General features: G+C 56.4%; 27 protein-coding genes and 2 pseudogenes. 13 read left to right on the forward strand and 16 right to left on the reverse strand.

Annotation, left to right across the window (positions count from 1 at the left end; all coding sequences use genetic code 11):
- Nucleotides 1-7: 7 nt before the first annotated feature.
- The 5 genes from RVU70_RS02060 to RVU70_RS02080 all read right to left on the reverse strand — a co-directional run bounded on the left by RVU70_RS02060 (nt 8) and on the right by RVU70_RS02080 (nt 7340).
- Nucleotides 8-2581, reverse strand: a complete 2574-nt coding sequence (locus tag RVU70_RS02060) for a TonB-dependent receptor domain-containing protein (protein ID WP_363349432.1) — start codon at nt 2579-2581, stop codon at nt 8-10.
- A gap of 263 nt (nt 2582-2844) precedes the next feature.
- Complete coding sequence (locus RVU70_RS02065) at nt 2845-3078, reverse strand: hypothetical protein (protein WP_363349433.1); 234 nt, start codon at nt 3076-3078, stop codon at nt 2845-2847.
- Nucleotides 3079-3434: 356 nt separating this feature from the next.
- Complete coding sequence (locus RVU70_RS02070) at nt 3435-3662, reverse strand: hypothetical protein (protein WP_363349434.1); 228 nt, start codon at nt 3660-3662, stop codon at nt 3435-3437.
- Nucleotides 3663-5055: 1393 nt separating this feature from the next.
- The gene (locus RVU70_RS02075) at nt 5056-6570 is read right to left on the reverse strand and encodes a glycine betaine ABC transporter substrate-binding protein (protein WP_363349435.1); all 1515 of its coding nucleotides are present in this window, start codon (nt 6568-6570) and stop codon (nt 5056-5058) included.
- Nucleotides 6567-7340 (reverse strand): ATP-binding cassette domain-containing protein, encoded by a 774-nt coding sequence (locus tag RVU70_RS02080; protein WP_363349436.1) that lies wholly within the window; start codon nt 7338-7340, stop codon nt 6567-6569. The genes RVU70_RS02075 and RVU70_RS02080 overlap by 4 nt, the downstream gene beginning before the upstream one ends.
- Before the next feature lie 121 nt (nt 7341-7461).
- Between RVU70_RS02080 and RVU70_RS02085 the strand changes: the two genes are divergently transcribed.
- The 4 genes from RVU70_RS02085 (at nt 7462) to RVU70_RS02100 (ending at nt 10070) form a co-directional block, all read left to right on the forward strand.
- Nucleotides 7462-7689, forward strand: a complete 228-nt coding sequence (locus RVU70_RS02085; RefSeq protein ID WP_363349437.1) for a hypothetical protein — start codon at nt 7462-7464, stop codon at nt 7687-7689.
- A gap of 466 nt (nt 7690-8155) precedes the next feature.
- Nucleotides 8156-8827: a L,D-transpeptidase gene (locus RVU70_RS02090; RefSeq protein WP_363349438.1), complete on the forward strand. Its 672-nt coding sequence runs from the start codon at nt 8156-8158 to the stop codon at nt 8825-8827.
- 198 nt (nt 8828-9025) lie between these two features.
- Nucleotides 9026-9823 carry a hypothetical protein gene (locus RVU70_RS02095; protein ID WP_363349439.1) on the forward strand — a complete coding sequence of 266 codons (798 nt, stop codon included), beginning with the start codon at nt 9026-9028 and terminating at the stop codon, nt 9821-9823.
- A gap of 10 nt (nt 9824-9833) precedes the next feature.
- Nucleotides 9834-10070 (forward strand): HGGxSTG domain-containing protein, encoded by a 237-nt coding sequence (locus RVU70_RS02100; RefSeq protein WP_363351181.1) that lies wholly within the window; start codon nt 9834-9836, stop codon nt 10068-10070.
- A gap of 381 nt (nt 10071-10451) precedes the next feature.
- On the opposite strand, the gene RVU70_RS02105 is transcribed toward RVU70_RS02100, so the two are convergent.
- Nucleotides 10452-10658, reverse strand: a complete 207-nt coding sequence (locus tag RVU70_RS02105; RefSeq protein ID WP_363349440.1) for a hypothetical protein — start codon at nt 10656-10658, stop codon at nt 10452-10454.
- Between the two features lie 385 nt (nt 10659-11043).
- Between RVU70_RS02105 and RVU70_RS02110 the strand changes: the two genes are divergently transcribed.
- From RVU70_RS02110 to RVU70_RS02135, 6 genes and pseudogenes are all read left to right on the forward strand, one after another.
- A complete protein-coding gene (locus RVU70_RS02110; protein ID WP_363349441.1) occupies nt 11044-12009 on the forward strand; it encodes a tyrosine-type recombinase/integrase in 966 nt (321 codons plus the stop codon).
- Between the two features lie 882 nt (nt 12010-12891).
- Nucleotides 12892-13839: a GDP-L-fucose synthase gene (locus tag RVU70_RS02115; RefSeq protein WP_363349442.1), complete on the forward strand. Its 948-nt coding sequence runs from the start codon at nt 12892-12894 to the stop codon at nt 13837-13839.
- A gap of 104 nt (nt 13840-13943) precedes the next feature.
- Nucleotides 13944-14375: an IS66-like element accessory protein TnpA gene (tnpA, locus tag RVU70_RS02120; protein WP_405044836.1), complete on the forward strand. Its 432-nt coding sequence runs from the start codon at nt 13944-13946 to the stop codon at nt 14373-14375.
- Nucleotides 14372-14728: an IS66 family insertion sequence element accessory protein TnpB gene (tnpB, locus tag RVU70_RS02125; protein WP_363349443.1), complete on the forward strand. Its 357-nt coding sequence runs from the start codon at nt 14372-14374 to the stop codon at nt 14726-14728. The genes tnpA and tnpB overlap by 4 nt, the downstream gene beginning before the upstream one ends.
- Before the next feature lie 69 nt (nt 14729-14797).
- Nucleotides 14798-15037: a hypothetical protein gene (locus RVU70_RS02130; protein WP_363349444.1), complete on the forward strand. Its 240-nt coding sequence runs from the start codon at nt 14798-14800 to the stop codon at nt 15035-15037.
- Nucleotides 15007-15126 (forward strand): annotated as a pseudogene (locus RVU70_RS02135) (hypothetical protein); the annotation flags it as partial. The gene RVU70_RS02130 and the pseudogene RVU70_RS02135, both read left to right, overlap by 31 nt.
- A gap of 2 nt (nt 15127-15128) precedes the next feature.
- Here the strand turns inward: RVU70_RS02135 and RVU70_RS02140 are convergent.
- Complete coding sequence (locus RVU70_RS02140; protein WP_363351406.1) at nt 15129-15476, reverse strand: hypothetical protein; 348 nt, start codon at nt 15474-15476, stop codon at nt 15129-15131.
- Between RVU70_RS02140 and RVU70_RS02145 the strand changes: the two genes are divergently transcribed.
- Nucleotides 15408-15719, forward strand: a complete 312-nt coding sequence (locus RVU70_RS02145; RefSeq protein ID WP_363351184.1) for a transposase — start codon at nt 15408-15410, stop codon at nt 15717-15719. The genes RVU70_RS02140 and RVU70_RS02145 overlap by 69 nt on opposite strands.
- Entirely contained in the window at nt 15698-16024 is a 327-nt protein-coding gene (locus RVU70_RS02150) for a transposase (RefSeq protein ID WP_363349445.1), read from the forward strand. The genes RVU70_RS02145 and RVU70_RS02150 overlap by 22 nt, the downstream gene beginning before the upstream one ends.
- 4 nt (nt 16025-16028) lie before the next feature.
- Here the strand turns inward: RVU70_RS02150 and RVU70_RS02155 are convergent.
- Nucleotides 16029-17215 (reverse strand): IS3 family transposase gene (locus RVU70_RS02155; protein ID WP_363346330.1). Its coding sequence is split into 2 segments (ribosomal slippage): nt 16029-16963 and nt 16963-17215, totalling 1188 coding nucleotides; the frame shifts between segments, so codons are not numbered across the junction.
- A gap of 52 nt (nt 17216-17267) precedes the next feature.
- Here RVU70_RS02155 and RVU70_RS02160 point away from each other — a divergent pair.
- Nucleotides 17268-17378, forward strand: coding sequence for a transposase domain-containing protein (locus RVU70_RS02160; protein WP_363349446.1), 111 nt, complete (start codon nt 17268-17270; stop codon nt 17376-17378).
- 47 nt (nt 17379-17425) lie between these two features.
- Here RVU70_RS02160 and RVU70_RS02165 read toward each other — a convergent pair whose 3' ends face one another.
- The 8 genes and pseudogenes from RVU70_RS02165 to RVU70_RS02200 all read right to left on the reverse strand — a co-directional run bounded on the left by RVU70_RS02165 (nt 17426) and on the right by RVU70_RS02200 (nt 25984).
- A complete protein-coding gene (locus tag RVU70_RS02165; RefSeq protein ID WP_363349447.1) occupies nt 17426-17716 on the reverse strand; it encodes a transposase in 291 nt (96 codons plus the stop codon).
- Nucleotides 17717-17889: 173 nt separating this feature from the next.
- Nucleotides 17890-18115, reverse strand: a pseudogene (locus RVU70_RS02170) (IS701 family transposase); the annotation flags it as partial.
- Nucleotides 18116-18176: 61 nt separating this feature from the next.
- The gene (locus tag RVU70_RS02175; RefSeq protein WP_363349448.1) at nt 18177-19556 is read right to left on the reverse strand and encodes an oligosaccharide flippase family protein; all 1380 of its coding nucleotides are present in this window, start codon (nt 19554-19556) and stop codon (nt 18177-18179) included.
- 313 nt (nt 19557-19869) lie between these two features.
- On the reverse strand, nt 19870-20823 hold the full coding sequence (locus RVU70_RS02180) for a class I SAM-dependent methyltransferase (protein ID WP_363349449.1): 954 nt from the start codon (nt 20821-20823) through the stop codon (nt 19870-19872).
- A gap of 255 nt (nt 20824-21078) precedes the next feature.
- Nucleotides 21079-22104: an aldo/keto reductase gene (locus tag RVU70_RS02185; protein WP_363349450.1), complete on the reverse strand. Its 1026-nt coding sequence runs from the start codon at nt 22102-22104 to the stop codon at nt 21079-21081.
- Entirely contained in the window at nt 22101-23675 is a 1575-nt protein-coding gene (locus RVU70_RS02190; RefSeq protein WP_363349451.1) for an FAD-dependent oxidoreductase, read from the reverse strand. Before RVU70_RS02190 ends, RVU70_RS02185 begins: the two co-directional genes overlap by 4 nt.
- On the reverse strand, nt 23665-24849 hold the full coding sequence (locus RVU70_RS02195; RefSeq protein WP_363349452.1) for a glycosyltransferase family 4 protein: 1185 nt from the start codon (nt 24847-24849) through the stop codon (nt 23665-23667). The genes RVU70_RS02190 and RVU70_RS02195 overlap by 11 nt, the downstream gene beginning before the upstream one ends.
- A 169-nt stretch (nt 24850-25018) precedes the next feature.
- Complete coding sequence (locus RVU70_RS02200) at nt 25019-25984, reverse strand: hypothetical protein (RefSeq protein WP_363349453.1); 966 nt, start codon at nt 25982-25984, stop codon at nt 25019-25021.
- Between the last annotated feature and the right edge of the window lie 109 nt (nt 25985-26093).

Consider the following 26093-nt stretch of genomic DNA (forward strand, 5'->3'; position numbering starts at 1 on the left):
ACTTTCTCTAGGGCGCGGTCCGGGTCAAAGCGCTATTGCCGCCAATCTGGTGGCTCAGGGCGAGATAGAATGTGCGCTGGGGCATCGGATTGACGATGAAGTATTTGTAGTTTCCGATATTGTCGATGCCGAAATCCAGAGCGGTCGACTGATCGAGCTTCAGTCGCGCCTTGACGTCAGCGACGAAAAAACCATCCAACGACTGGTATACATTATGAACAAAGTCGTTATTGGAGAAGGTCGTCGACATGTTGCTCTGGTAGCGCGCGCCGAACGTGAATGACCATTGATCGTCCGGGCGGTAGGTAGCGACCAGGTTTGCTTTCCATTCGGGAACATAGGGAAGATTTTTTCCGGCGACCGAATAACACCAGAAATCCATGTTGCCAGGGTTGCGCAACAATTCGGAGAGCGACCGCGGCCACGCCACGCTCGGAGACCAGCCGGGAAACGAGATCACTCTCGATTTCACCCAGGTGGCACTCGCAGCAAGCTCGAGACCTTCCAGAAAAAAGTTATCTTTATTGATGGCAAGCTCGACGCCACTGTTGCGAACGCGCTCAACGTTCTTCACTGTGAGGCTCAATTGAGACGTTCCGGCCAGAGGGGCTGTCTGCGCGATCATGGCGTCGCGAACCTCTTCGTCGAAGAAGGAGGCGCGGATGGTTCCTCCTCCCTGGCGATCATGCTTGAAAACGATCTCCTTGGTGAGGGCCACTTCGGGCCGCAAGGTCGGATTGGGAATGACGTCAAAACCGGATGTGACGGCGCTGTTCAGGCCATATAACTCCCGCGGCGTAGGGAAGCGGTTGGCCACGCCGATGTTTCCGGCAATTGACCAGTCCGGGGCCAACGCGCGTTCGAATGAGGCTTTGGGCGAAAGTCTCGCATAGCTCGTGACTGGTTGATAGGACGGCGCCAGTCGCTGGAGACTCAGATTTGCCGGAAGACCCGTGCTCGTCAGATTGCCGATCGTCTGCGTCAATCCGTCGGAGCCCTTCCAGGTCTCCGCGCGCAACCCAAGGGTCAGTTTGGTTTCGGGGTTAATCGACCAGGCGTCCTGAAACCACAGCGCTTGTGTCCTGGTCGTGCCGCTGCTCCGCGTCGCTGTTACGCCGTAGGACGAGAACATGCCCGCAGGCCAATTCGTGGTCAGATAAACCGGGTTGCTGAAATGCACCTGGTCGCCATGGAGGCCAAAACTCAGATTATGATCTTTCAGCGCGTCGATGGAGGGGCGTAAAATGCCCTTCAGGTCGAGAAGCGACCAATACGTCCCGCCAAACCGCAAGTCCTTTCCATTGGACGTATAGCCCCCGTAGGGATACGCCGCTGAGAAGGGACTGATCTGGTCGAACTGAAGCACCGAAAAATTGGATCCCGATAATTCGAAGTCGAAAAGGCCGCCACTGTTCGACTTTATGGCGGCGGAATTCGTCAACAACTTCTCCTGCGTGCGGAAATAGCCGCTGCCGAAAGTCAGAAAAGCGACCGGTCCGAGGCCTGGCGGGCTCGGCAAAGGGCTCGGGCCAAAATAGGGGACATGCCCGAGCGTCAGGTAATTCTCGGGCCGGGATGTTCCATCGTTCGACCAAAGTCCGACGGAGTAGGTTGCGCGAACGTCACGCGAGAGATCGTACGAGGCCTTGAATCGGCCCGAAAGCTGATTGCCGTCGAGCCCTCCCGCGCTCCCGAGGACCTGTGCAGGCAAACCAAACCTGTTCAAGGCGAAGAACGCTCCCGGATACGGGTATGTGTTCGTGGGCTGCGCGACCACCATGATCTGGGGGGGCTGGGCGCCCCCCAGCCAGTTGCCCGAGAGGGACCAGGCAAAATCGTTGACCCTGTCTCCAATGAAGAAATTGGTGGCGTTTGTCGTGAATGCCCGTGAAGTGCCGTAAAGGGAAAAATCCTGCACGCTCGTGGTATTACGCACCGAAATTTCGAGCTTTTCCGGCGTTCGGGTGGTGATGAGAAGAACGCCGCCCATCGAATTTCCGGGATACTGGGCAGAGTAAGGACCGTATAGAAAGTCGATCCGCTCGATCTCCTCTGGCGACACAACTCCCCAGCGGGGCGCGCCGGTGAGCGTTTCGTTCGACATCAGATTGCTGATCAGGAGATCATCCACGTACACTAGGCTGCGCGCGGGCGAATTGAAACTCCAGGTTCTGGTCTGGAGCGGAGCCTGCGTATCGCCGTTGAAGCGTTTGCGGACCGCGAGGCTCGGCATGTATTTCAGCGCATCTTCCGTATCGACGACGTTTACCTGTCGGTCGATCTGAGCCCGTGTGACGCTCGAAATGGAGTTCGGGATCTGGAATTTTTCTACTATGGCGGGAGGCCGCTCGCCCGTGCCTGACGGTTGAACAGGCGGAGGCTGTGCAATGGGCTTCGCCTGGGCCGCGGCGGCTGGCTTCTGTGGCTGGCCGCCTGGGACTCTCCGCAGGCTCGGGTTGCCCGCCGGTCCCCGCTTGATCTCGATGGTAGGCAGGGACTGCAGGGATTGGGCAGGCGATAGAATGCTCCCCCAGATGACCCAAATGGCCAGGATGCGCAGGAGGAGTGTTTTTGACTTCATGGCGGGCTGACGTGAGAATGCGTTGCATCACCTTCGTTTGTCGACATGAATAGTGCAACCAAGGCGAGAATTTGTTGCAAGATGCCCCGCCCCTGTAACCGGGAGTCGCCGGATGTCTCCGGCTTGGATGCAACTTTCCCCAAATTTGCGGCCTCTGACAGGACGCAGCCGTCTCGGAAGGCGCCGCAATCGGCAACCATGCGATATCGCCAGGGCGATTATGGCGTATTCCATGCACACATCTGGAATCGTGAAAAGGGCATTTACCCAAGAGCTCGCCTGATTTTTATGAACAGATTCAACTTGAAGCGGATCCTCTTCAAAACGCCTTTCCAAAATATCGCGGCCATCCGCGTCAAGTGCAGTTGGGCATTCGCTGCATCGGCGAAGAGAATATCGGCTTCGGCATTATTCGCGACGGCACGCGAGCCAAGGTCTTTGAAGCGACGAGACAAGGGGTAGAAAGATTGATTCGACGCCCTGAAAAACGGATTCATTTGCTTTCATTTACTTTTTTCGCAGAGGCCGGTACCGTGGCTTTTCGGAAATTGGACGCCAACCTATGATAGTGGCGGTCACCGTTTCGTCGGTGTCGAAATTGCGCCATTCTTCATCAAAGCGGCAGCAGGCGTAAGGGATTACATACGTTCCATTCTTGTCTTGGCACAAGGCTTCAACGGGGACCTCCTCGTCAGGGAATCGGTCTGCGATGAATTGAGACACACGCTCTTTCAATTTCTTCATGAGCTCGACCTAACTGCAGTAACGAAATGAATTCGATATAAACACCGGCGCAATCTAGGGGCCGGAAGCGCCGGCTTTCGTCATTGCTCAGGGATCACTTGAGCCATCCTTACGAAATCCACTCATCCACGCGGGCCAGTGCCTTGATGACGTAGTTACCGCCTGGAACGCCTGCGAGGAATTCCCGAGTTTTTTGTGGTTCCTTGCCAGATACAATTAAGAGGACGGCGATCAAGAACAGCGCCAAAGCGATGAGCTTGAAAAACGCCCCGATCAGTATCGAAGCCGCAATCGCTAGTCCGAATTTTGTCCTGGCTTCCGCCGTATCTCGATCCATCGCATTGCTCCGAAAGTTCGTTGTCGCTCTGAACGGCACGACCCGATCTTCAGCTAAACCTTGGACCGGTGCTTGGGCCGCTCCCTTTGTGCTGTTGTCCTGCACCACACCCTGATAGCTTGCCCAAACCCAAGCTTTCGATAACTCCGCTATATGGCAAGTCCTCTGCAGTGGAAACGCACATCAACGCGAATCAATTTACTGGGGGATGGTCAGATCATGGATGGAATTAGGCAATCAACAACCCGGTCGCCACAGTGGGGCCTAAATTACCCGTAAGAATTTCAACAAGGAAAAGATCGGACGAAAATTGATAAGCTACGCATTTCCCGGAAGCACCGAGTGACTAAGATTTCTGCCGCCTTGATATTTTTGGTCCTCCTGGGTGTCCCCTTTGCTTATGGCGACGAACTCACTGGCCCCAGGGGAACACACCTCGCGCCGCTCCCGACCTGGACCGGGTTTTACGTGGGTCTGAACGCGGGAGGTCTTTGGAGTAACGGCAACGCCCCCGCAACTGTGGCTTGGTCCCGACTGGCGCCGGGGAATTTCGCTTACTCAACCGCTTTTGCATCGGTTCCTCAAGCGGGATTTGCTTGGACAAAGAAGCCTGGTTTCGTCGGTGGAGGCCAGGTGGGCTACAATTGGCAGGTCACGGATCGGATTGTTGTTGGCGTCGAAACTGATTTTCAAGGGGTCAATGGCGGCAATACAGAGTGGTTATCACGCTCCTCATCGCACTAAGGACCGAGCGCCAATGGATCTGTTCGTGGACGTGCCGGATACCTTGCTGCGCCCGACCTCGTGATTTAGGGGACAGGCGGATTCTCATGGGCTGGAAATTAGCCAAAGGGCCATGGCTTGACTCACCGACCGGCACGACTTGCTGCCCGAAGCCCCGCCATTATGGCCACGGTAAAGGCAGGGGGTTGGCTATGGTCAACCCCACTACCCCGAGGGTAACCCGGCCGCCTTTCGCCCACCCACGCGGCTTGTAGCCCGATTACGGGCCTATTCGGCGCCTCGCCAAGGGCAATATTGAGAAGACCGCTAGGAGCACTCCTTGCGATGTAAGCATCCGGTGAGACGCGCGGGTTCGTCGGGTCGCGGTCTTTTGGCGGCCGTCTTTCGTGACCACCGTTTGGCGGGAGCGGCAACGTCCGCTTTGAGCGGTTCTGGGTCGAAGTCTTCAGGATCGAACGCGCTTCCGAGCCACTCGCAGATTTCGGCGTGGCGCTCATGCGCTTTGTCGCCGGTTGGCTCCGACATTTCCGCCTAGCTCCAAGGCCCACCGACATCTTCGGGCGGACAGCGTCCGCTCGCCTCGATCAGCCGACGGCAGGTCTGAACCTGGCGAACATGCCCCTATCCCTAACGCGAAGCAAGTCCAGGATCAGACCGGCTGCTTGAGACGCAACCCGCGGGGAGTTAAATAACGCTCGGCGAGGTCGAACAGCCCCTGCACGAGAAGTGCGAGCAGCGCCGCTGGCACGGCGCCTTCGAGGATCAGACCAAAATTATCCAGTCGCACGCCGGTAAAAATCGGCTGGCCGTAGCCTCCGGCTCCAATCAAGGCGCCAAGCGTCGCAGCGCCAACATTGATCACTGCGGCCGTTTTCATGCCGGCTAGAATTGCTGGCGAAGCCATCGGAAGCTCGATGAGCGTTAGGCGCCGGCTAGGCGTCAGGCCGAGCGCGATTGCGGAAATGCGGATGGAAGGGGGGATGTCCTGCAACGCCGTCGCTGTGTTCCGGATGATCGGTAACAGACTGTAAAGAAATAGCGCGGCGATGGCGGGCCCCGGGCCAATGCCTAGTATTGGGATCATGAACACTAAAAGCGCAAGCGAAGGGATTGTCTGAACAATGCTCGCCGCCGCCAGGATCGCTCGACCGAGGACTGGACGCCTCGCGGCGATGACGCCTAGCGGCAAGGCGACGAGAATCGCCGCGCCAAGCGAGATGGTGGTAAGCTTTAGATGTTCGATGGTGCGACGAACAAGTCGTCTTGCTAAACCTTCTAAAGGTTGCGTATCGATCAATGAGAAATTTGCGGCCAAGAACTGAGCCGCCACCTCGCTTTCTGAGCGTCGGTCGACCTTCACGGCGCGATTCATGCCGATCATTAACTGTTGGTCGATTCGACCCTCGAGCCGAAGCATAGCCGAGAGCGCTCTTGGCGCGCGCTGGCGGAGGTCGGCCCGATAGAGAAGGATGGCCGTACTCTCCTGAAAAATGTGCAAATCGTCGTCAAGGGTTCGAACGCCGTAGTACTCAACTTCGGGATCGGTCCGGTATACGTCCATTACGTCGATTAAGCCTTCGGCCAGTCCTTTGTAAGCAATGTCGTGGTCCAATCCGCGGACGTCCGCGGCGCTGAGGCCGTAAGTCGCCTGGACAGCAGGCCAACCGTCTGCCCGACTGAGGAATTCATCGCCCAGCCCGAAACGCAGCGACGCATGACGGGGAAGATCTGAGATCTTGGAGATTCTCAATAGCTCCGCTCGGCCCGCCGCCATGCCCAGACCGTAGGCGTTGCTAAAGCCGAGCGAGCGACTGATGAGGAGCCCACGCTTGGCAAGCGCCTGGCCAAGCGACGCCTGATCGCGGACGCCTTCACGCGCGAACATCTCGCCCATGAGCGTTCCGGTGTATTCTGGGTAGACGTCGATCTCGCCCGCCAGCAAGGCCCCCCACAACAGCCTTGTTCCACCGAGTTCTTGACGATGCATTACGGTTGCGCCGATCGAGCCGGCGAGTTTTGACGCTATGTCGGCGAGGATCACCGACTCGGTAAATTTTTTGGAGCCGATGCGGATTTCTTCTTCGGGACGACTCGCGTTAAGTGACGAACTAAGAATCGAAGCCAGACAAAGGACAAGTAGGAATTTCTTTCCGCGTCGTTTCACCCGCGCGGCCCTCTGGAGTTGCGAGCCTGCCTATCCAACATCGAAAGGCGCGGCAGTTGCGCATGAATAAACCGGCTGACGAAGGGCTCTAGCGGATGCTCGACCAGGTCGTGGAATTGCCCCTGCTGAGCGATCCGCCCTTGATGCACGAGTATGATTGTCGCCCCGAAGAACGCCGCCTCGCCAAGGTCGTGAGTTACGAGCACGACAGTCTTCGCCAGATTCTGAAAGATGGTCTTGAGCTGGTCCTGCAAGTCGGCTCGGATCATAGGGTCAAGCGCGCCGAGGGGCTCATCCATTAGAAGAATATCAGGGTCGAGCATCAGCGCCCGCATGAGGGAAACACGTTGGCGCTGCCCCCCCGATAACTCCAAGGGGTAACGGTTCAGAACGGACGATGGGATACTCGTGAGCGCGGACAACATATCCAGCCGCTCACGGCGCTTTTCCGCCGGCCAGCTGGCCTCCTTCGCCATGAGCTCGACATTCTGGCGGGCAGTGAGATGAGGGAACAGTCCGCCATCCTGGATGACGTAGCCCATCCGCCGCCGCAGTCGGAGCGCCGACCGAGGCGTGAGCGGACAGGCGTCGATCGTGATCGCCCCGCAGTCGGGCCATTCCAGCCCTGTCATCAACGCCAGCAGCGTGGATTTTCCCGATCCAGACGGCCCGATTAGCACTGTTGTCTCGCTGCGTCTTATAGCCAGGCTAACGTCGTCAATGACTCGGAGTTCGCCATAAAATTTGCTGACTTTCTCCAGTCGAATCATTCTTGCCGCCGCTTGTATGGTTCGCTTCTAATCATCTAGAGCGAGTGCAATTACGACAAGACCGGGGAGAGCGGTCCCGCGTGAGAGGCTGCAATGCCCGTCGCCTCCTCGGAGTTGGGGAGTGAATGGCGAAGCCGATCCGCTACGCCTCTGGGTGCCGTCTACCGCGCAGCTGGCGAGGAGGCTCGAATACAGCAAAGAGAAGTCCAGACAAGTTTTCGGTGGTTTGGCGATTTTCGTCGCGCTGGCGGCGTACCTGTTTCCGGCTGCAACCGTAATGCTAGTCCTACTGAGCCTGATCGTTATTTTCCCAATGCGGCTTGTAGGAATGGCAGGCTTCTCCCGCTAGTAGGAAGCGGTTCCTCACTCGCTCGAGCCCGGCTATTTGAGACCTTGTCATGCGTGCGGCCGCGCTTAACTGTGCGGCTCGCGCTCGTATTTCATTTGACCAGCGCGGCGGCCGCGTTTCGGCTAATGCGGCGATATAAGGCTCTTTAGCTGAGAGTGTGGCTTAGGTCTGCTGCGCGCGTTCCTCTTCCGGGCGCCCGCTCGATATTGCCGTTGACGCGAGCTTCGCAGGCTCCTGTTCATGAGACGCGCGCGATGATAACAGCGACCCATTCAGATGTGGACCGCTCTTGTGCCGGCTTCAGAAGAAGCCTCTCACCATCTCGCCCGGCGCGTTGGCGCCAAGAAAGCTGGCGGGAGATTGCGCTGCGGCCTCTTCTCAGGCGGCTCGTATAAGCGACCTCGTCAAATGATTGTTAACCGGGATCGCCGAGCCTTTCGCTAGGTTCCATCGTTGAGACGTAAAAATGATCACCCGCCGCAAGTTCTGCTCGGGCAGCCTCGTTATGGGCGCCGGGGCTCTCACAGGCTGCACGGGCGCCCCCTCCAGCCGTCCTCTTGACGTCACGCTGGCGCGCCCTGACTACAAGGCGATCTATAACGAATATCCCGGAGAGCGATTTGCAATCCGAGGGTTTGATTACCGGAAAGCCAACCCGGTCTTTCTTCGCCAAACCGTCGCCTATAGCGGTCCCGAGCGCCCGGGCACAGTCGTTGTCGATACCGCGACCCGACACCTCTATTTCGTGGAAGAGGTCGGCAAAGCGACGCGTTATGGCGTTGGCGTCGGTCGCGATGGGTTCGCCTGGTCTGGCAACGCCCGCATAAACATGAAGCGCGACTGGCCTGACTGGATCCCGCCGTCGGAAATGGTCAGTCGGACTCCAGAAATTGTCGCTGAATTGCAGCCTACCCCCCGCGGCCTCGGGGTTCCGGGCGGCCCCCGCAGTCCCCTTGGCGCCCGGGCCATGTATCTTTTTGGCGAAGGCCGCGATCTGGGCTACCGAATTCACGGCACCACCGAGCCCGAAACGATTGGAACCAACGTTTCGTCGGGGTGCATTCGCATGATCAACCAAGACATCGCTCATCTTTATGCGCGCGTAGCCATCGGAACCCCGGTCATTGTCCTCGCATGATGATTTATCACTACTCATAACGTCCATGAAGAGTCTTGGTAACTTGCGTTATCGCGCCTTGGCGGCAGGGGGGAGGCGTCAAAAAAAAGCCAAAAACAACCCCATGCACAGTAGCTTTTGGGGCTTATAAATGGCGTGAAACGCCGGTCGATATTTGGTAGATCAGCGAGAAACCCGCGCGCGCCGCTGACGTCGACCATGGCTCCCTCAAAATCCGAGAAATCAAAGCGACCGTCCTCCGCTTCCGCAAAACAGCGCGGAGGCGGCAAGCTCGACGGTTACGAATTGACCGCCGCCGAGCAGGCGGCGGTCGAAAGGTTCTTCAAGAAGCGGGACCGAGACAATTCAACTGCGCCGCGGGTCAAGGTCGAGCAAACCAAAGACGGCGCGAGGCTTACTGTCTCGCACGCGAACCAGGACGTCGGACATCTCTTGCTCGCCGAGGCGCTCGGATCCGTCGATATCGACTTCGTCAACGGCCTGTTGAGGCAACTTTCAAACGCCGCGCAACGCAACGGAAAATTGGAGGAGCAGGACCTCAATTTCCTGATCTCGGTGATCAAGGACATCCGGCCGCGCGATCAGATGGAGGCCATGTTGGCGGCGCAAATGGCCGTGGTTCACGAGTCCATCATGACATTTGCGCGCCGGCTCGCCCATGTCGAGAACATCCCGCAGCAAGATAGCGCCGTTAGCGCCTTTACGAAGCTAACCCGCACGTTTACGGCGCAGCTCGAAGCGCTCAAGCGTTACCGCTCGGGCGGCGAACAAAAAGTGACGGTTCAGCATGTCACGGTGAGTGACGGCGGACAGGCGATCGTCGGCAATGTGACGACGCCAACAGGCGCCGCGCCCGGGAACGCTAAAGCTGCGCCGCTTGCGCTCACGCCGTCGGGCGAGGCGCCCCTGCCAATGCTCGACGTCACGCAGGCGGCGCCGGTCCCCTTACAACGGACTCGCAGGAAGGGCAGGAATGGCAGGAAATCACCCGCGTAATACCGACCCGATGCTGACGAGCCCCCGGTGTGGCGCCAAAACCCGTTCCGGCGCCCCCTGCCAGGCGCCGGCGGTTTCGGGCAAGGCCCGATGCCGTATGCATGGCGGCGCAAAGGGATCGGGCGCGCCGAAGAGGAACTCCAACGCATTGACGCACGGTCTCTCTACAGCGGAGGCCATCAAGGCCCGCAAGGCCCTCCGCGAATTGATCCGGCAGTCACGTAACCGCGCAAAATTGGTCGAATAGCACGCCTAGACATTCCCCTCGCGCATCTGCGTCGTCCGCCCCATCGAGGGACGACCGGATGCAACTCGCCCAGAGAACGAGCAGTCGGCGGGGCCGCTGTCGGCGGTCTCGGAGGGCAGGCATAGGCGCTCTTGCCTCGACGGATCGACGACAGGAACTCTCGGCGGCGCTGCGGTCGGGGCGGCCACTGGGGCGGCGGTAGGCGCATTGACATCGCCTCAGCCTGCGCCGTCGCCGCCGCGCTATTACTGACTCGGTACGGGCACGCGAAAAGCAAAAAACGCCCCGCTTATCCGCGGTACGGGGCGTCGGGGCATGCTCTATCAGAAATCGGAGATCCTTGACGCCCGCCTTACCGCCCATGCGGTCGAGATCGCTCTTTCAGCCCGACCCACGTCGCGCACCCAAATTCCTTCCAATGGCGTCGTTGGGCTCGACGGCGGCGCGGATGTGGCCATAAAGCGCGTGATAGGCGTCCGCGTCTTCGCCCTCGAGCAGCGGGGCCGCGCCGAGCAAACTTTGTAGATCGCCGCGTCCCACGGACGGCGGCGCCGATGCTGGCTCCAGCTGGCGCTTTGCGCTTGGCATGAAAAGACGCGCCTCCAACGCTGTTCACGTTCGCCACCTAGTCTCGTTCTGAGCTAAAATCAATGGCTTCCGTTGGCTTAGGCGCGGCCGTTCCCTTCGCCCAGATACGGATGCCCGGCCCCTCCTCCGGCGTGCCGATGAATTCGATCCCGGCAGCTTCAAGCGCTTTCTTGACGTCTAGGAGCGTCGAAGACCTGCTGGGCGGGACACCATCCGCCGCTTCGAATCTTTTCACCGTTTGAACCCCCACGCCGGCAGCCTTCGATAATCTCAGCGCCGACCAACGCAAGGCTACTCTCGCGCAACGAATCTGAGCTGCCGTTATCATTGACTCTCACCGCAAACGGTATTATTAGGACCACTAATGGTTCTGCTAAGATCGGGAATGGATACGAAAGTAAGTAGACCACGCCTCGGGCGCGGCCTCAAGGACTGGCGCCACGCCCTCACTCGGCTTGAAGGCGCCTACGCGGACGGCACCCTTCGCGCCTATCGCGCAGACATGGAAGTTTTTGAGAGCTGGTGCAGTAGAGCGAAACGAGCGGCAATCCCCGCTTGTCCAGAAACGCTCGCCGCTTTCGTCGCGCAGCAATCCGAACTTGTCGCGCCCTCAACATTGAAGCGGCGCGTCGCGGCAATTCGCAAAATCCACAGACTTATGAAATTGGAAAACCCGGCAACGGATGAAGAAGTGCTCATCGCGATGCGTCGGGCTTTGAGAAAAAGGCCGACGCGGCCGCGGCAAGCGTTAGGGCTAACAAGCAGCTTCCGCAACAGGCTTATTGCAGCATGTCCGGACTCACTGCTTGGGAAGCGAGACCGTGCGCTCATCGCCCTTGGTTATGATACGCTCTGCCGCCGTGCGGAGCTTGTCGCCCTCCAAGTGGAAGACATCGTTGGCTCCGACAATCAAACCGCCCAGATCCTCATCAGGCGCTCCAAAAGCGATCCTTACGGACACGGACGCCTCGGATATGTCTCACCAGATACCCGCCAGTTATTGAACGTGTGGCTTAGAGCAGCGAAAATCGAGGAAGGATTTATCTTCCGGACAGTGCGCCGGGGCAGCGTTGGTCGCCAACCGCTGCACCCCTCTTCTATCAACCGCATCCTGAAGCGAAATGCGGCGGCGGCCAAACTTCACCCTAGGGACATAGAGGCGATCTCGGGGCATTCAATGCGCGTTGGCGCCGCTCAAGACATGATCGTTTCGGGCTTGAGTATTTTGCCCATCATGCAGGCTGGTGGATGGAAGTCCGTCAATGTCGTAAACAGGTATGTTGAAAACGCAAATCTTACTCCATTACTGGAAAGAGCCCGAGCAGGAGTCCAAATGATCGCTAAAAAGTAAGGAAGCCGTGCGACGATGGCGCAGGCGATCGAGATGGCGCCTCGCCGAGCGGGCGCGCAACGAGCACCTGGTCGCGGTGGCGCAATCTAAGCTGCACAAGTCCGAGAAGCCACGCCGGACTCACCGCGCGACCTTGGCTCCTAGCCCCGGCGTAAGCTTCAAAATATCAAGTCTACAGCAAGCGGGTATCTAGCACGATCATATCTGCGCCTCATTGGTACGAGAAGATAACAAGCAACGCTTCGGTTCGTCAAATCTCCTTTAATACTGTCATTTTCTGAGAGGCCATCATGTTAACGCGCATCATGGGGTTTATAATAACTTACTTTTTGTATTCGGACACATATGCCCTTAGTAGCTTCAATTTGCCCAGGGACCTAGGTTGCTTCCAAATAACCGTCAATGACTACAACAAGCAGGAAAACAGGTGGCGCCTTGAATACCTTAATCACTGTGATCATCAGGCGACACTTTTAATTACGACCACAAAAGGGACGCAAGTCGATCACTTAGGTCCAGACCGATCAAGCAGGCAAATCTGTTCCGTCCCACTTTGTGGATATCTTAAGAAGATAGAAGCGATTGATAGATAGCTAGCCGAAAGCCATAATATAGGCTTCGAGCGTGCCTGCAGAGAAAAATCGGAAGACCGGTCTCCCGCTTCTCAACAGCCGCACTACGACGAGGATGTTCTTTGGCGGTGGATGGGCGCTAAGAAGCCAGTTGACGACGCCGGACGCCGTGCTCGTGCTCTCAAGACGATATCGTACATTACGACTACGTACGTGGTCAGCTGCAAGAGGCAGAGACTTCTCACCTTGACGGGCCGAAGGCGGTTCGGGACAATAGAGAACACTAAATCAATTTTTGAGGAGAACTGTAATGAGCAAGAAACGCGTTTGGGTGGCCGGTCACAAAGGCATGGTTGGCTCCGCTCTTGTGCGCCAACTAAGAGGCCGCGGAGACGACGTTCTTGAGGTTGATCGGTCTATTGTTGACCTCCGCAACCAACTCGCCGTCGAGGTTTGGCTCAAGCAGAACAAGCCTGATGCGATATTATTTGCAGCTGCAAAAGTCGGAGGGATCTCCGCTAATGACAGCTTTCCAGCGGATTTCATCTATGATAATCTTGCCATCGAAACTAATATTATCCATTCAGCGCATCAAGCAGGAATAGATCGCCTGGTGTTCTTGGGGTCTTCCTGCATTTATCCGAAGTTTGCGCCACAGCCTATAAAGGAAGAATCGCTCTTGACCGGCCCGCTCGAGCCAACCAACGAGTGGTACGCGATCGCAAAGATAGCGGGAATCAAACTTTGCCAAGCTTACCGAAAACAATATGGACGGCGCTACATTTCGGTGATGCCGTGCAATCTCTATGGGCCCAACGATAACTTCGACCTTAATACAAGCCACGTTTTGCCCGCGCTCATCCGCAAGTTCCATGAAGCGAGAGTTGAGGGAACCAAGGAAGTTGTTGTCTGGGGGACAGGAAAGCCCCTCAGAGAATTTCTGCACGTCGACGATCTAGCGCGGGGCGTACTATTTTGTTTAGATAAATACAATGAATATGAACACATCAACTGCGGTGCCGGGTCCGAGATCTCAATTGAAGCTCTTGCGAAGCTGGTCTCGTCCAGTGTTGGATACGATGGCCGGATTGTTTTCGATATCACGAAACCAGATGGCACGCCTCGCAAACTAATGGATTCCAGTCGGATTCGGGAACTGGGCTGGACCCCCGAAATCAGCCTTGAGCAAGGAATTGCGCGAACATATGCATGGTTTCTCTCGAATTGGGTAGCGCGCGCCGGGGATAAGGCTGCCTAGAAGCACGAAGCGCGGGATGGTTTTAAGGGTAAGCGATGTCCTGACCTCACCTTCAAAACGGGAGCGACAGCTGCGAGTCTTATCTCCTGCAGGAGGTAAGGCTTGTGTCCAAACTTCATCATCCGCTTGACCCGAAGGGCGAGACTGTCCAGCGCATTGAGGTGATCACGGGCGGTGGGGAACGCCGGCGCCGATGGTCGGATGACGAGAGGGCGGAGGCAGTAGAGGAATCGCTGCAGCCCGGCATGGTTGTCTCGCAGGTTGCGCGGCGGCGGGGATTGACCCCGCAGCAATTGTTCACCTGGCGGCGCGAAGCACGCGAAAAGGCGGCGGCTTCCGATGGAGTTCCCTTCGCGCCGGTCGTTGTTGAACCGCGAGGGACAGCGCCGGCGCCGCTGCCGCCGGAGAGCAAGGCGGTTGCGGTCGGGGCGCATGTGATCGAACTCGATGTTAATGGCGCGAGCGTCTGGATCTGGCGCGACGCGGATCTCAGCATGGTCACGGCCATTATCGACGCATTGAAGGCCTGGTCATGATCGGCCCGACTCGCGCGGTTCGCGTAATGGTGGCGACGAAGCCCGTGGATTTTCGCAAGGGTGCCGAAGGCCTCGCCGCCTTGGTGCGCGAAACAATGAAAGCGGACCCTTTCGACGGCGCGCTCTACGTTTTCCGCGCCAAGCGCGCAGATCGGATCAAGTTGGTCTATTGGGACGGCACAGGCGTCTGTCTCTTCGCCAAGCGGCTCGAGGATGGCGAGTTTCGCTGGCCGAAGATCGAAGACGGAACGATGCGGCTCTCCGCGACGCAATTTTCGGCGCTGCTCGAGGGGCTCGATTGGCGGCGCGTCCAATGCGCGAAAGAGACGCCGGCGCCGGCATTGTCGGGATGAGCCGCGACACAGTGAATCAGGGCGACTAAGATCGTCGAAAGCCGGCGTCAAATATGGTCTTCTGCCCACATGGCGCAGGCGATCGAGAATCTTCCCGACGACCCCAACGAGCTGAAGGCGATGCTTCTCGCCGAGCGGGCGCGCAACGAGCGCCTCGTTCAAATCATCAAGGAGAGTAAGCATCCGGCGTGGGCCGCAGGGGATGATCTCGCGCTGCGTCAGACGGTTCAGGCCTTTGTCTTTTCGCCAAGCGCCTCGAGCACTCGCATTTCTGCTGGCCGACAGCGGGGAGCCACGAGGTTCGTCTGAGCTACGCGCAAGTCATGGCGCTGGTCGAAGGACTCGACTGGCGACGGGTTCGGGCTGCGAACGTACGAGCGCCGCAGAGCGCAGGCTGACCTTAGAAAAGACGTGCCGGAAGCGTTGAAAAACCCAGAAAATGCGGGACTTTCAGCGACGAAAGCGGTACCTTACGCAACATGATCGAGCGCTTCGGCGAGCTTCCTGACGACGTTGACGAACTGAAGGCGCTGGCGCGCGATGCCTTGGCGCGCGTCGATCGTTCAGAGACCGACGCGAGGCATTCCGTTCGCAAACATTGAGCCTGACGGCGAAGGTCGAGGAACTCACGCAAACGAATGCGGCGGCGAAAGCCGAGATCGATCGGCTGACTTCGATCATCAAGACGCTTCATCGCGACCGCTTCGGGAAGCGCTCCGAAAAGCTCGGCGCCGACGACGCCGAGCAACAAAGCTTCGTGTTCGAAGAAGTCGAAACCGGGCTCGCGGCAATTGACGCGCGGTTGGCCGCGAAGGCGGACTCCAAGCCGCGCAAGACGCGTCGCGACAAGCCACGGTTTCCCTCGCATCTGGAGCGGGTCGAGGAAGTCATGGAGCCTGGATTCCCGATGAGCTCCAAGGCAAGGAGCGAGTCGAGATCGGGCGGGAGGAGAGCGTCAGGCTCGATGTCGTGCGCGCGCGTTTCCGGCTGATCGTGACGATCCGGCCGAAATACGCCTACAAGGACCCCGCCGCAATCCTGCAAGCGCCGGCGCCCGAGCACATCGTTGAAGCCGGCTTGCCGACGGAAGCGCTGCTCGCGCAAGTCGCGGTGTCTAAATACGCCGATGGGCTGCCGCTCTACCGCCAAGAGGCCATCTACGTTCGCGACGGCGTTGAGCTGGGACGCTCGCTGATGGCGCAATGGATGGGCGCGGTAGCTTTCCACTTCGAGCCGCTGGCGGCGCATGTGCTCGCGCGCATCCGCGAGGGCGAACGGATCTTGACCTGCCACTGAAGTTTCATCCAGCGGCGATTGGAGCCCCGTGGAGTTTTACGCCGTGAGGCGCGATGTGAGCAACATGCGATCGGCGAAGCTGGTCGGGGTTGCGCAGCCGATTGCATGTTGCGGGGAGCGAGGCGGCGTAGGCTGCCGGGGTTAGGTAGGCGAGCGCGGAATGCGGTCGCCGGTGATTGTAGTCATCGACCCAGGCCGCGATCTTCTCTCGGGCGTGGTCTAGCCCGAGAAACAGCGTCTCGTTTAGGAGTTCGTCGCGCATCCGCCCATTGAAGCTCTCACAGAAGCCGTTCTGCATGGGCTTGCCCGGGGCGATGAAATGCCAAGCGATCCGATGCTCCTCTGACCAGGAGAGCATCGCGTTCGAGGTGAACTCCGTGCCATTGTCGGAAACGATCGTCCCTGGCTTGCCGCGCCTGCCGATCAGCGCCGTAAGCTCCCGCGCGACGCGACGGCCCGAAATCGACGTGTCGGGGATTGCTGCGAGACATTCACGCGTCGCGTCGTCCACGATGTTCAGAACCCGGAAGCGGCGACCGCTAGCGAACTGGTCGTGAACGAAGTCGAGCGACCACCGCGCATTGGCCTTTGCCTCAATTGGAATTGGCCCCCGTGTCCCGACGGCGCGTTTTCGCGATCGTCGTTTGCGCACGCTCAGGCCCTCCTCGCGATAGAGCCGGTAGATGCGGTTGACGCCCGAAGGCTCGCCCGCCTGGCGCAGCAAAATGAATAAACGCCGGTAACCGAAGCGCTTGCGGGCGTTGGCGAGATCGCGGATCTGCTCCCGCAGCTCTATGTCCGGCGAACGCCGAGAACGATAGCGGATCATCGTGCGATCCGCGCCGACAAGGCCACAGGCCCGCCGTTCCGACAGGCCCATCGCGGCCCGCAGATGCGCGACTCCCTCGCGCTTGGCGGCGGGCCCTACCATTTTTTTGACAGAAGCTCACGGAGCGCGGAGGCGTCGAGCATGGCTTCCGCCAACAGCTTCTTAAGCTTTACATTCTCCTCTTCCAGCGCCTTCAGACGCTTAGCCTCCGAAACGTCCATGCCGCCGTATTTGGCTTTCCAGTTGTAGAGCGTCGCTTCGGAAACGCCGTGCTTGCGGGCGAGATCGGCGGTCTTCGCGCCTGCCTCATGCTCCCGCAGCACGCCGATAATCTGCTCTTCAGTGAAACGTGCACGCTTCATTCGTCCGTCCTCTCAAAGGCCGGACTCTAATCGGTCGTGGAGGAACTTTGCAGTGCCAGGTCACTACGCCTGGGCCCAGCAGACCCTCGAACGAATCGCCGATCGATGGCCCAACAAGAACATCGAGGCGCTCATGCCCTGGAATTTCAAGCCCACCGAGTGAACGGTGCCGGGTGTACGCTTACCCCGCACGACCGCGCCGCCGATTTTCTATCTCCACGCGCCGCGTCTTTGCCGCACGCGGCTCCGCCGGCGCCTGAATCGATTTTTTTTCGCCCGCAGAGCGGCAGCGCGACACCACCCGAAAAGTTGCGACGGCGCGATATCCGGCGAACGCGCCAGCGCCGAGAAATTCGTGCCGGGCTCAAGCGACGCGGCGATCGCTCGGTCCTTGAAGTCCTCCGACCAACGTCGGCGTTCTCCGACCAGCGCTCCTTCGAGACGTTCCGCGCGGACCTCGATGAACTGGTTCGTGTCAGTTCTGCGCATAGGCGTAGACATAGATGTTGCTATCCATGTCCAACCGCTACCACTTCCACGCCGCTCGCCGCCAGAATGGCGCCGGCTGAACGCTTACCATGCTGTGCAGCTAGCCTCGCTCATAAAGCCGATTTAGCTGCACAGCATCACGCTTCGCCGAAATTTCAAAAGGTGGTCCACCCCGTGGGGATACCCCACACGCTGCTGGCGATGAAGTGATGAAGCTGGTCGTAGCCGACCTCGCCATCCCGCGCCGCCACGGTCACCTGCGCCGATCAGCCCCGCCACATAAACCGGACACATCCGCGCCCGCGTCTTGTGCCGAAGTGCGTCGATGAAAGGCGTGAGCCACCGTTCGAGATCGGACTTCCAGCTTTCGTCCATGGCCGGCCCTCCAAAAGCCGACCACCCATGAATCACGCAAAACGATCCGAGGGAATCCTAAAAGTGCCGGAGCTCCAAAAAATCTGCCAAAGTAGTGCTAAATCCATGATGCAATTCTTCTCTTTAACATCTCCAAGTCGATAGGCGGACTAAGCATGATCTTGAACCAAAAAAATCCAGAGTCTCCGCAGATAGGAGGCACGATGAAGAAAACTGCAAATGTCATTACCAGCTGAGGCAGTAGTAGAGCTGCAAGTGCTCCTTTAATTCCGCCTATGTAGCTGAAAAAATATGTTGCAAATAGGAACCCAAATCCAAACGTAACCAAAAAGACAAATCCGATTTTGCCAGCCCGATTTGTAGCATAAGCCGGTATCATTGCACTACGCCAAACTGCATCCATTAATGTTGCCAGCAGTGGCAAAAAAAGCGCCTCCATCCCAAACTTAACCTTACCATTCGTCCAAAAGAAGATGAATTTCTCCCCAAACAGAGTGGCAATTAGAAAGATTACAAATCCAACCCATGCGGACCAGCGGAGGCATGAATGCGCAAGCTTACGAAAGTCTTCTAAATCCCCTCGCCCTTGTGCGGCTGCTAATTCAGGATGAAAAACTTGGCTAATCATAGTGCCGCCTTGTGTAAGTGTCTGGCAGAAAGTGCGGACAACGGTAACGCTACTCAATGCGCTGGGACCGAGAACCAACCCTACTATGATGCGATAGCCTTGTGTGTTGAGCATTTGTCCCACATTAAAAGACGCCATTTTTATTGCCGGGAGAGCTATTCGTCGCAATTCATTATAATTATTGCAGATAACTCCAAATCTAGCCCAACGAGAAAGGTAGAGCGTTACCCCCCAAAACGCGCTCAGTTCCAGTATCGCCGCCAAAAGCTGCGCAACTGCCAATGAAGCAGGCCCAAACTCCAGTGGGACAAGAATTACTGAGGGCACGAACGCGATTATCGAACCACAAACAGACAAAGTAGTTGAAAGAGGATAATACCCCGACGCACTCAACGTCGCCTGAGGTATCGCAGCTTGCAACCGGATCGCAGCTTGAATTGAACTAAAAATGATCACGAACTTGGCTGACGCTTCCGAAATATTTGTAATGTGTAGGTGACGAGAGAGATCAAGAGACACAACCGCGCAAACTAGGATTAAGGCGACCCCGCTTAACACAATCAATACACTTTGAGTCGTGTGCAGACTCTTGGTAGCCGAATTAGTATCCCCTCGCGCGACCGCCATAACGACCTCGTTACGAACCGCGTCTGACACTCCGATTTGCGAAAGACTCACGTATTCAGCGATAGCTGTAAGCATCAGCCACTCACCCCACAGCTCCCTTCCCCAATACGAAAGGAAAAGTGGAGCTTCAACTAGCCGAGCGACAATCAACCATACTCGACTACCAAAATGAGCAACAAAACCGCCGAGCATTCTTTGCTTAATACGGTCACGCGATATCATGGTGTTGCTCTAATCATTGGAGGAGCAAGCCGCCGCTGTCAGCTGTGTAGGCGTTGCCATCGTCCCAGCGGATGCATTCTTAGATTAGGGTTGACTGCTGCCAAGCGTCAATAATGAACGACACCCGGCGCTTTTGCTAGGGATCCAAGACACTCTGATGAAGCAACAGCAAGCAGTTCCAACAAGAGGCGCTGGCGACGCGGTCTTGCGAGCGACCTGGGGCGTGCTGCATGCGCTCAGGCGTCACCTTGTTGTCACCCCTGGTATTATTCGCTCGAGTAGATTTGGATTTTGCAGCAGGGGACTAAGGGGTCTAGTGACCGTTCTTTCGCGCCGCAACAAACATTTCGCTACCTTCTAGATTATTGGTCCGCAATACGCCCGGCCGGGAGCTTTTGAACAAAAAATCCCGTTGCTCGGACGTAATTGTGCTAGGCGTAGAGCCGTAGATTCTGGAATACTTGCCAAGAACGTTATCATAATAGATGTCATCAATCATATTGGGGTGAACCTCTCCCCAAAGCCGACTCCACGTTGGATGTGTGGCCCGACACGGCTCGCTACCGTTTGGGTGAAAGGCTACGAACAAGCCGCCCGGCTTTAAAATTCTAAAAGCGGCATCTATGACGTTCGAAGGAGACGGCACATGCTCGAGTACATGAGATGAAAAGAAAACGTCGAATGAAGACAGGTTTTCCGGACGGCGGGACCACCCCTCGAAATCAGAATTTACTCTCACCCCAAGCTTTTCTGCTGCAAATTTTCTACGTGTCAGTGATATTTCGGTTGCAGTTACGTCGTATCCCGCTAGGGAGAGCTGGTAGCTACCATAGCCCCAAGAACACCCGAAATCGAAAAGCTTCTGACCGGGCGAACATCCAAGCATAGCGAGAACTGATAAATATATTTCATAGTCCCTATCAGATTCCTTGAAGTTGGACGCTTTGTAAGTTGATAACTCTTGGTCGGTCGGCATACCTGTAGTAAACCCCTGCTCATATAAATCGTTGTAGAATGCAGCGCTTTCTTGCGGAGAGTCTGTCGGAGTTCGAAACATCAGCTTACACTCATCACACCGCCTCAATGCGGTTATGAAATACTTTCTCTCTACTAATTTTGAACCTTTGCACCCACAGTTCGGGCAGTGGTATTGCTCACTTTTGGACAGTTTTAGCGCCGAGCGTGCAAAATAGGTTAGCTTAGTCATTCTTAGGCCCTTCTGTTTTGTAGGCGTCGAGTTGTTTTGCGCGAAGTCATTGAGCGTCATTCGGAGAAATCATACCGATCGCCGAAAGTTACACCGCGATAATGCCTTTGCACCCTCATCTCTGCATGACGTCGAGCCGCACAGCGGGGATGGAGCTTCGCTTCCCGCTATGGTGCGATCTCACAAGAGTGAGAGTCCAGCACGCCTCTCAACGAGACGCCGAACGAAGCGCCCTAAAGAGACACAACATCAAGATCAGCCGCCCCGTTGCCTCAAGGTGGAGCTGAAGCTCAGGTGAAGCTGTCTGACCTGCAATTATCCCGTGGCGGAATCCTTGAATCTAGAACGCGGCCCCCTTGGCTTTTCCACCGCTTCCGAGTTGTTCAGTGCCCGAGATGTTGATTGGCTCGTAGCCCCGAAATGAGTGGCAATCCGACGGCCCGCTTCCATCAACCCTGAATTAAAGGGGATTTGGGCATAGCGCGCGATTCGCTCTACCTTCCTGGAAGACACGAGGACTATACCACTTGGATTTTCTTGAAAGGCGGCAGCCAAGAGCAAATCCGCTAGATGCTCTTCCTCGACGGGATCGAAATCAACTAATTCAGAAACCTGTCCTCTTAGCGCGGCATCGTCTGCAAGTTCGCGAGCAAGCTTCAAGCGGCCATTCATTATGGCTCTGTGTGTGATGACCATCTGGCCGCATCCCGCAGCGTATGGTTGCGAAAAAATGGACGACGCAAATTGAACAATTCTTCCTATTGGACGTTCAAAGAGATCGTTATTTCCAGGTCCAACGATTCCGATTCCATAGGAACCGATCTGGCCGGAATCGACAAAACCCTCGAGAGATTCAACGATCTCGGCTCCAACTTCATGCGGGGCCCGCTCATGTAGAAGAAGGGCATCCACGTAGTCGGTCCTCAACCGCCGCAAACTTTCCTCCAGGCCACGCCGAAGAATGACCCGGTCAAGTTTCTCACGCCCGGAAGCCAAGGCACCTCCAATACGCGCGGAGGTCTCTCTGAGGCGGCCCACGCGTTGAAGCAAGGGCCGTACTGTGGAACGGACCACTGAAAGCTGATAACCCCAACGGGGGCGAGGCACGCCCACCTTGGTCGTGATCGTAATGCGATGACGACGACGGCTGAGCGTAGCGCCTACTACGTCCTCAGCTAGACCAAGACCATAGCTCGGCGCAACGTCGAAATGGCGGATCCCCGCGTCAAACGCCGCATCGACAAGGCGCGCACTCTCGCCTGCGCTCGCACCGCCAACCAAGAACGCGCAGCCAAAGCCGATCCGTGATGTTTCAATATTAGAGCCTGGGAACCTCGTCACAAAACACTCCTCGTCAAATGCTCACCAAGCCGAATGCCCAAGGATATAGCCGTAAGCGTGGGATTTTCAAAACCGGTTGTCGGAAACGTCGCTGCGCCAGCTACGTAGAGATTCGTACTTCCGTGCACGCGCAGGTTCGCGTCAACCACCCCTTCTTCGGGAGTAAATCCCATACGCACGCCCCCCATCTGATGATAGGCATCATCGGCCGTGTCTAGAAACGTAGCTTCTCCTTTCGCCAAACGGTCGTCAATCTCCACCTCGGCAAGGCCCTGCTTCCAAAGCTGGTTACGGATCGCTTTGGCCAGGAATGCCATCGACTCCAACTCTCGGCCATCGAGCGCCCAGTTCAATTGCACGAGCGGGATCCCGTTGGCATCCAACCGATCGCCTATGGTGACGCAACTCTCCCTTATGGGGATTTGCTCGCAGGTTAGCCGAAGCCGGATCCCTCTGTCCGAAAGGCTGAGGATCCGATTTGAGCGAACGTATCGGGTCACCAGTGGAAACATTACTCGGCCCAATTGCCAAACGTGAAACGGTGCACTCATGGCATCCTTTGGCCAGCGACCGTGGAGAATCGCCTTCGCAAACGCCTTAAAATTCTGTAGATGGTCCTCTAGTAGAGAATCAAATATCATATGCCCAGCTACACCGACCATATGATTTGTTCGCTGCGATAGTGCCGACAGCTTGAGCCTCGGAAAGTACTTAACATTATCTAGGATCGCACTATCGAAGACGTCGTGGAAACGAGCCTTGTCAAGAGGACGTACCCTCCCTACAAAAGCGTCAATATGATCAGTGAAATACGAGCCCAGCAGATTATTTTCAGACCACGTTGCGAATCGACCTCTGGACAGGCGGGTTTTCAACAGGCGAATAGTCTCAACGGTTCCCGTAGCCAAAACGAAACATGAGGCACTGGCGAGTCCAACTTTTCCTGCTTGATTTACGAAGGCAAGGCTATTGATAGTACCGTCTGGCGACGCGTCAATCTCTGTAACTCTGGCGTGAAGCACGATCCGGGGTCCCGCTTTCGCCGAAAGCTCAGGGAAGAAAAGCGTTCCAAAATTTGGTTGACGGAGCCATTGCGTGAGGAGCGGCTCGATCTCCTCGCTCCAGTCTACGATTGGGATGCCAAGCTTTGACCATAGGCTTGCGCTTGGGACTAGCGGATCCTTCGCGTTGATCAACGCCGCAGCTTCTTGATAATAATAAGCAAGGCTGTCTGCACTTATGGGCCACTTTGCGCTCGAAACCCAGGGGCGGTGCTCGAAAACAATGGGATCAAACGGCACTAGTTGTCCGCCCCAAGCCGTAGTAGTCCCTCCAAGGCTGCTAAAGCGACCGGTTTCCAATCCTGCAAAAGGACGTCCCGTGGAAATCGCATTCCGCAAGAACGCCTGTGATCGTTCTTCCACCGATTCCCCGCCTGCTTCCAGCAGGACGACACTTTTCCCTGCTCGATAAAGGCATATCGCCACGGCGAGACCAACCGCCCCCGCCCCCACCACCACCACGTCAGATTCCAGCTCGCCGCAATCGAATTGTTCAAAATCAGATATCATGTGTCTGTCTATCCGCCAAATCTATTGCAATGCGTTGCACCTTTTCCGCGTAGTTCGCGAAGCTGAGCCTTTCAGCAAACCCTCGAGCATTTGCCTTCCAAGAGGCCAACAGTTCCGGTGAATCAATTATAGTCCTTATTGCGCTCAGCAGTTCCTCTACATTGAGCTGTTGTAGAGTCCATCCCACTGATGAATCAATCACAACGCCGGTGTTCTTAGATTGGATTATGCCGAGCCCTGAAGCCAGCGCCTCGTATATCGAAATTGCTGACCCTTCAAAATAGCTGGGAAAAAGCAAACAATCTCCGTGCTCGAGGAAGCAAGACACCTCGTCGCGCCTGACCGTCGGCACGATTTCTACGCGGTCTGCGAAAGGCGCGAACACTTCTCTTGGAACCTGCAGCGAACCAAGAATTGTGAGGTGGGCCGCGGATTTCTCAATCTTCTCAAAAGCGCGTAAAATCAGATGAATACCCTTCCGCGGGCCTGCCTGTCCGACGAATATGAAGCGGACGGGCCTCGCAACCGACGGAGTCTGTGAGCTTCTTGTTGTTTGTGGAAAGAAAACATCATCAAAACAATAGGGAACGACTTGCAGTTTCGCCTCGAGCTCCGGTCTCGCAGTTACGATGCTTTCGCGGCAAAACTCAGAACCGGCCAGAATTCTATCTGCTAAATCGTACTCATGGTCTTGCCTGTCTATCGTAGACATTGGCAACCGGAACTTTCGCGTTTCGAAAAACTCTGGGAACTCCTCATAAACTTCTGCTATGATTTTGTTGAAAACGCGCGGGTCTCCTATAGTCTTATCTAGCACTGTTTGCACGTTTTGTTTTTTGGCTTGAGCGAATGCTTCGAGACAGCAACCGTCATATCCCCAAAGAACATCTATCGGTTCCGCGTTCAATATACTAGCAACCCTTTTCGCTAGATACTTATTGCTGACCTTGTTTAGCTTCTTCGCGGATTCAGCAAATCCAAAGCGCCGAGCCACTCTAAAGGCCCATTCGTATATCCCGGACGTTTGCACCAAAGCAGCGTCAAGGTCGGGATGATAAAACCGCTTAAAGTCTCTATGCAACAAATCCCGGAGTCGTCCCGGGGCATAGGCCTCGATACGATACGGCCACTTCTGCGGCTGGTAAAAGATAGACGTGACGTACCATTCAAGCATCCCCCGTTTTGCAAATGCACGAGCCGTTTGCCACGAATGTTGCGTCCCGGGGTGAAACACCCCAACCCGGGGTAAACTCACAATCTGCCTCCAAGCAGTAGCGGAAGAATCATTCGAGTTGGATCCCCCATTTCACTAGGGCATGGTGGGCCTCCGCTTAGCGTTATTCTCACTTTTGCAGTTGCCAAACGCGAACCCAATCTACTCGCAATGGCTGATCCATTCCCGATCCAATGATGATCACCAAGTGCTGTCTATCGATTATACTAAAGATTGCATCTCCGGTTGGAGGAGGAGGAGTTCCCTCTTGGTATTTGCTCCAGCTCACACGCGAACGCGTTGGAAGGCCGTCAAAGTAATTTTGGATGTACCCCTTTGAATTCGGTTCGGACGTTGCTGGGATCCATAACTGTGCGATCCGGTGGAACTCTCTCCAATTTACGACCTCTCTAATATGCACCACATGGTTGTCAAAACGGGAAGGCTTGCCGAAATTGCCAATCCTACAAAAGCCCTCGGAGCAGGTTTTACGCCATTTACCATACCAGTCGAGCATCGTGCTCGTAAAAGAGTTGGGACCCGCCCATGCTGAGATGTTATATTCAAATAAGTCATCCTCCGCGAAGTGCTCGAACTCTGGCTCTTGATCCTCCCAATGATCTGCGCCGTTCAACGTGAGCTTCTCGATCGCAATGCTCCAAAAAGCGGGCCAGCCTCTCTCGGCATTGCTCAGATTCGGTGAGAAGGAGATTCGCGCCTCGACAAAAAATCCCCCGCCGAACGCCTGGCCAACGTATCCAGTTCCATTTTGACTTGGCCCCGCAGAAGCCAAACTCCAATTGGTAGAGTCGGTGGGGGTTAGGGTAAGGACCCCATCCTTGACGACTAGTGATTCCGGCGGCGTCGGAACATGGCCTTTGATAAACTTTGTTAGATACCATCGATAACCGGGCTTGCCCGTGCGATTGAGATCTATCCCTGCGTTATCTATGAAATCATCCTCGAAAACTTTCCTGTAACCTGACGCGGACGGATCATTTGGATCAAATTGATCCAATGGGCTGGCCCAGGCAAATTGCAGGGCAAAGCGCCACAATGCGCAGAGAAGCGAGAAGGCACGGAGACCGAATCTCATGAACATATTCTTATTCTTGCTCAGCGTTGCTATTCAAGGTCTAGGCAAGGAAACGCATAAGCTCACCCCTAGAGCACCTAACACCGAACTGGATGTGGGCAGGAGGACG

It is taken from the genome of Methylocystis echinoides (assembly GCF_040687965.1).
Classification (GTDB): Bacteria; Pseudomonadota; Alphaproteobacteria; order Rhizobiales; family Beijerinckiaceae; genus Methylocystis; species Methylocystis echinoides_A.

What these genes read in the sequence shown, in the direction of transcription:
- RVU70_RS02105 (WP_363349440.1), bottom strand. Translation starts at nt 10,658, where the DNA reads ATGCCAAGCGCAAAGCGCCAGCTGGAGCCAGCATCGGCGCCGCCGTCC.
- RVU70_RS02090 (WP_363349438.1), top strand. Translation starts at nt 8,156, where the DNA reads ATGATCACCCGCCGCAAGTTCTGCTCGGGCAGCCTCGTTATGGGCGCC.
- tnpB (WP_363349443.1), top strand. Translation starts at nt 14,372, where the DNA reads ATGATCGGCCCGACTCGCGCGGTTCGCGTAATGGTGGCGACGAAGCCC.
- RVU70_RS02100 (WP_363351181.1), top strand. Translation starts at nt 9,834, where the DNA reads ATGCTGACGAGCCCCCGGTGTGGCGCCAAAACCCGTTCCGGCGCCCCC.
- RVU70_RS02065 (WP_363349433.1), bottom strand. Translation starts at nt 3,078, where the DNA reads ATGAATCCGTTTTTCAGGGCGTCGAATCAATCTTTCTACCCCTTGTCT.
- RVU70_RS02095 (WP_363349439.1), top strand. Translation starts at nt 9,026, where the DNA reads ATGGCTCCCTCAAAATCCGAGAAATCAAAGCGACCGTCCTCCGCTTCC.
- RVU70_RS02190 (WP_363349451.1), bottom strand. Translation starts at nt 23,675, where the DNA reads ATGATATCTGATTTTGAACAATTCGATTGCGGCGAGCTGGAATCTGAC.
- RVU70_RS02130 (WP_363349444.1), top strand. Translation starts at nt 14,798, where the DNA reads ATGGCGCAGGCGATCGAGAATCTTCCCGACGACCCCAACGAGCTGAAG.
- RVU70_RS02180 (WP_363349449.1), bottom strand. Translation starts at nt 20,823, where the DNA reads ATGACGCTCAATGACTTCGCGCAAAACAACTCGACGCCTACAAAACAG.
- RVU70_RS02110 (WP_363349441.1), top strand. Translation starts at nt 11,044, where the DNA reads ATGGATACGAAAGTAAGTAGACCACGCCTCGGGCGCGGCCTCAAGGAC.
- RVU70_RS02115 (WP_363349442.1), top strand. Translation starts at nt 12,892, where the DNA reads ATGAGCAAGAAACGCGTTTGGGTGGCCGGTCACAAAGGCATGGTTGGC.
- RVU70_RS02175 (WP_363349448.1), bottom strand. Translation starts at nt 19,556, where the DNA reads ATGATATCGCGTGACCGTATTAAGCAAAGAATGCTCGGCGGTTTTGTT.
- RVU70_RS02165 (WP_363349447.1), bottom strand. Translation starts at nt 17,716, where the DNA reads ATGTCTACGCCTATGCGCAGAACTGACACGAACCAGTTCATCGAGGTC.
- RVU70_RS02060 (WP_363349432.1), bottom strand. Translation starts at nt 2,581, where the DNA reads ATGAAGTCAAAAACACTCCTCCTGCGCATCCTGGCCATTTGGGTCATC.
- RVU70_RS02195 (WP_363349452.1), bottom strand. Translation starts at nt 24,849, where the DNA reads ATGCTTGAATGGTACGTCACGTCTATCTTTTACCAGCCGCAGAAGTGG.
- RVU70_RS02200 (WP_363349453.1), bottom strand. Translation starts at nt 25,984, where the DNA reads ATGAGATTCGGTCTCCGTGCCTTCTCGCTTCTCTGCGCATTGTGGCGC.
- RVU70_RS02070 (WP_363349434.1), bottom strand. Translation starts at nt 3,662, where the DNA reads ATGGATCGAGATACGGCGGAAGCCAGGACAAAATTCGGACTAGCGATT.
- RVU70_RS02080 (WP_363349436.1), bottom strand. Translation starts at nt 7,340, where the DNA reads ATGATTCGACTGGAGAAAGTCAGCAAATTTTATGGCGAACTCCGAGTC.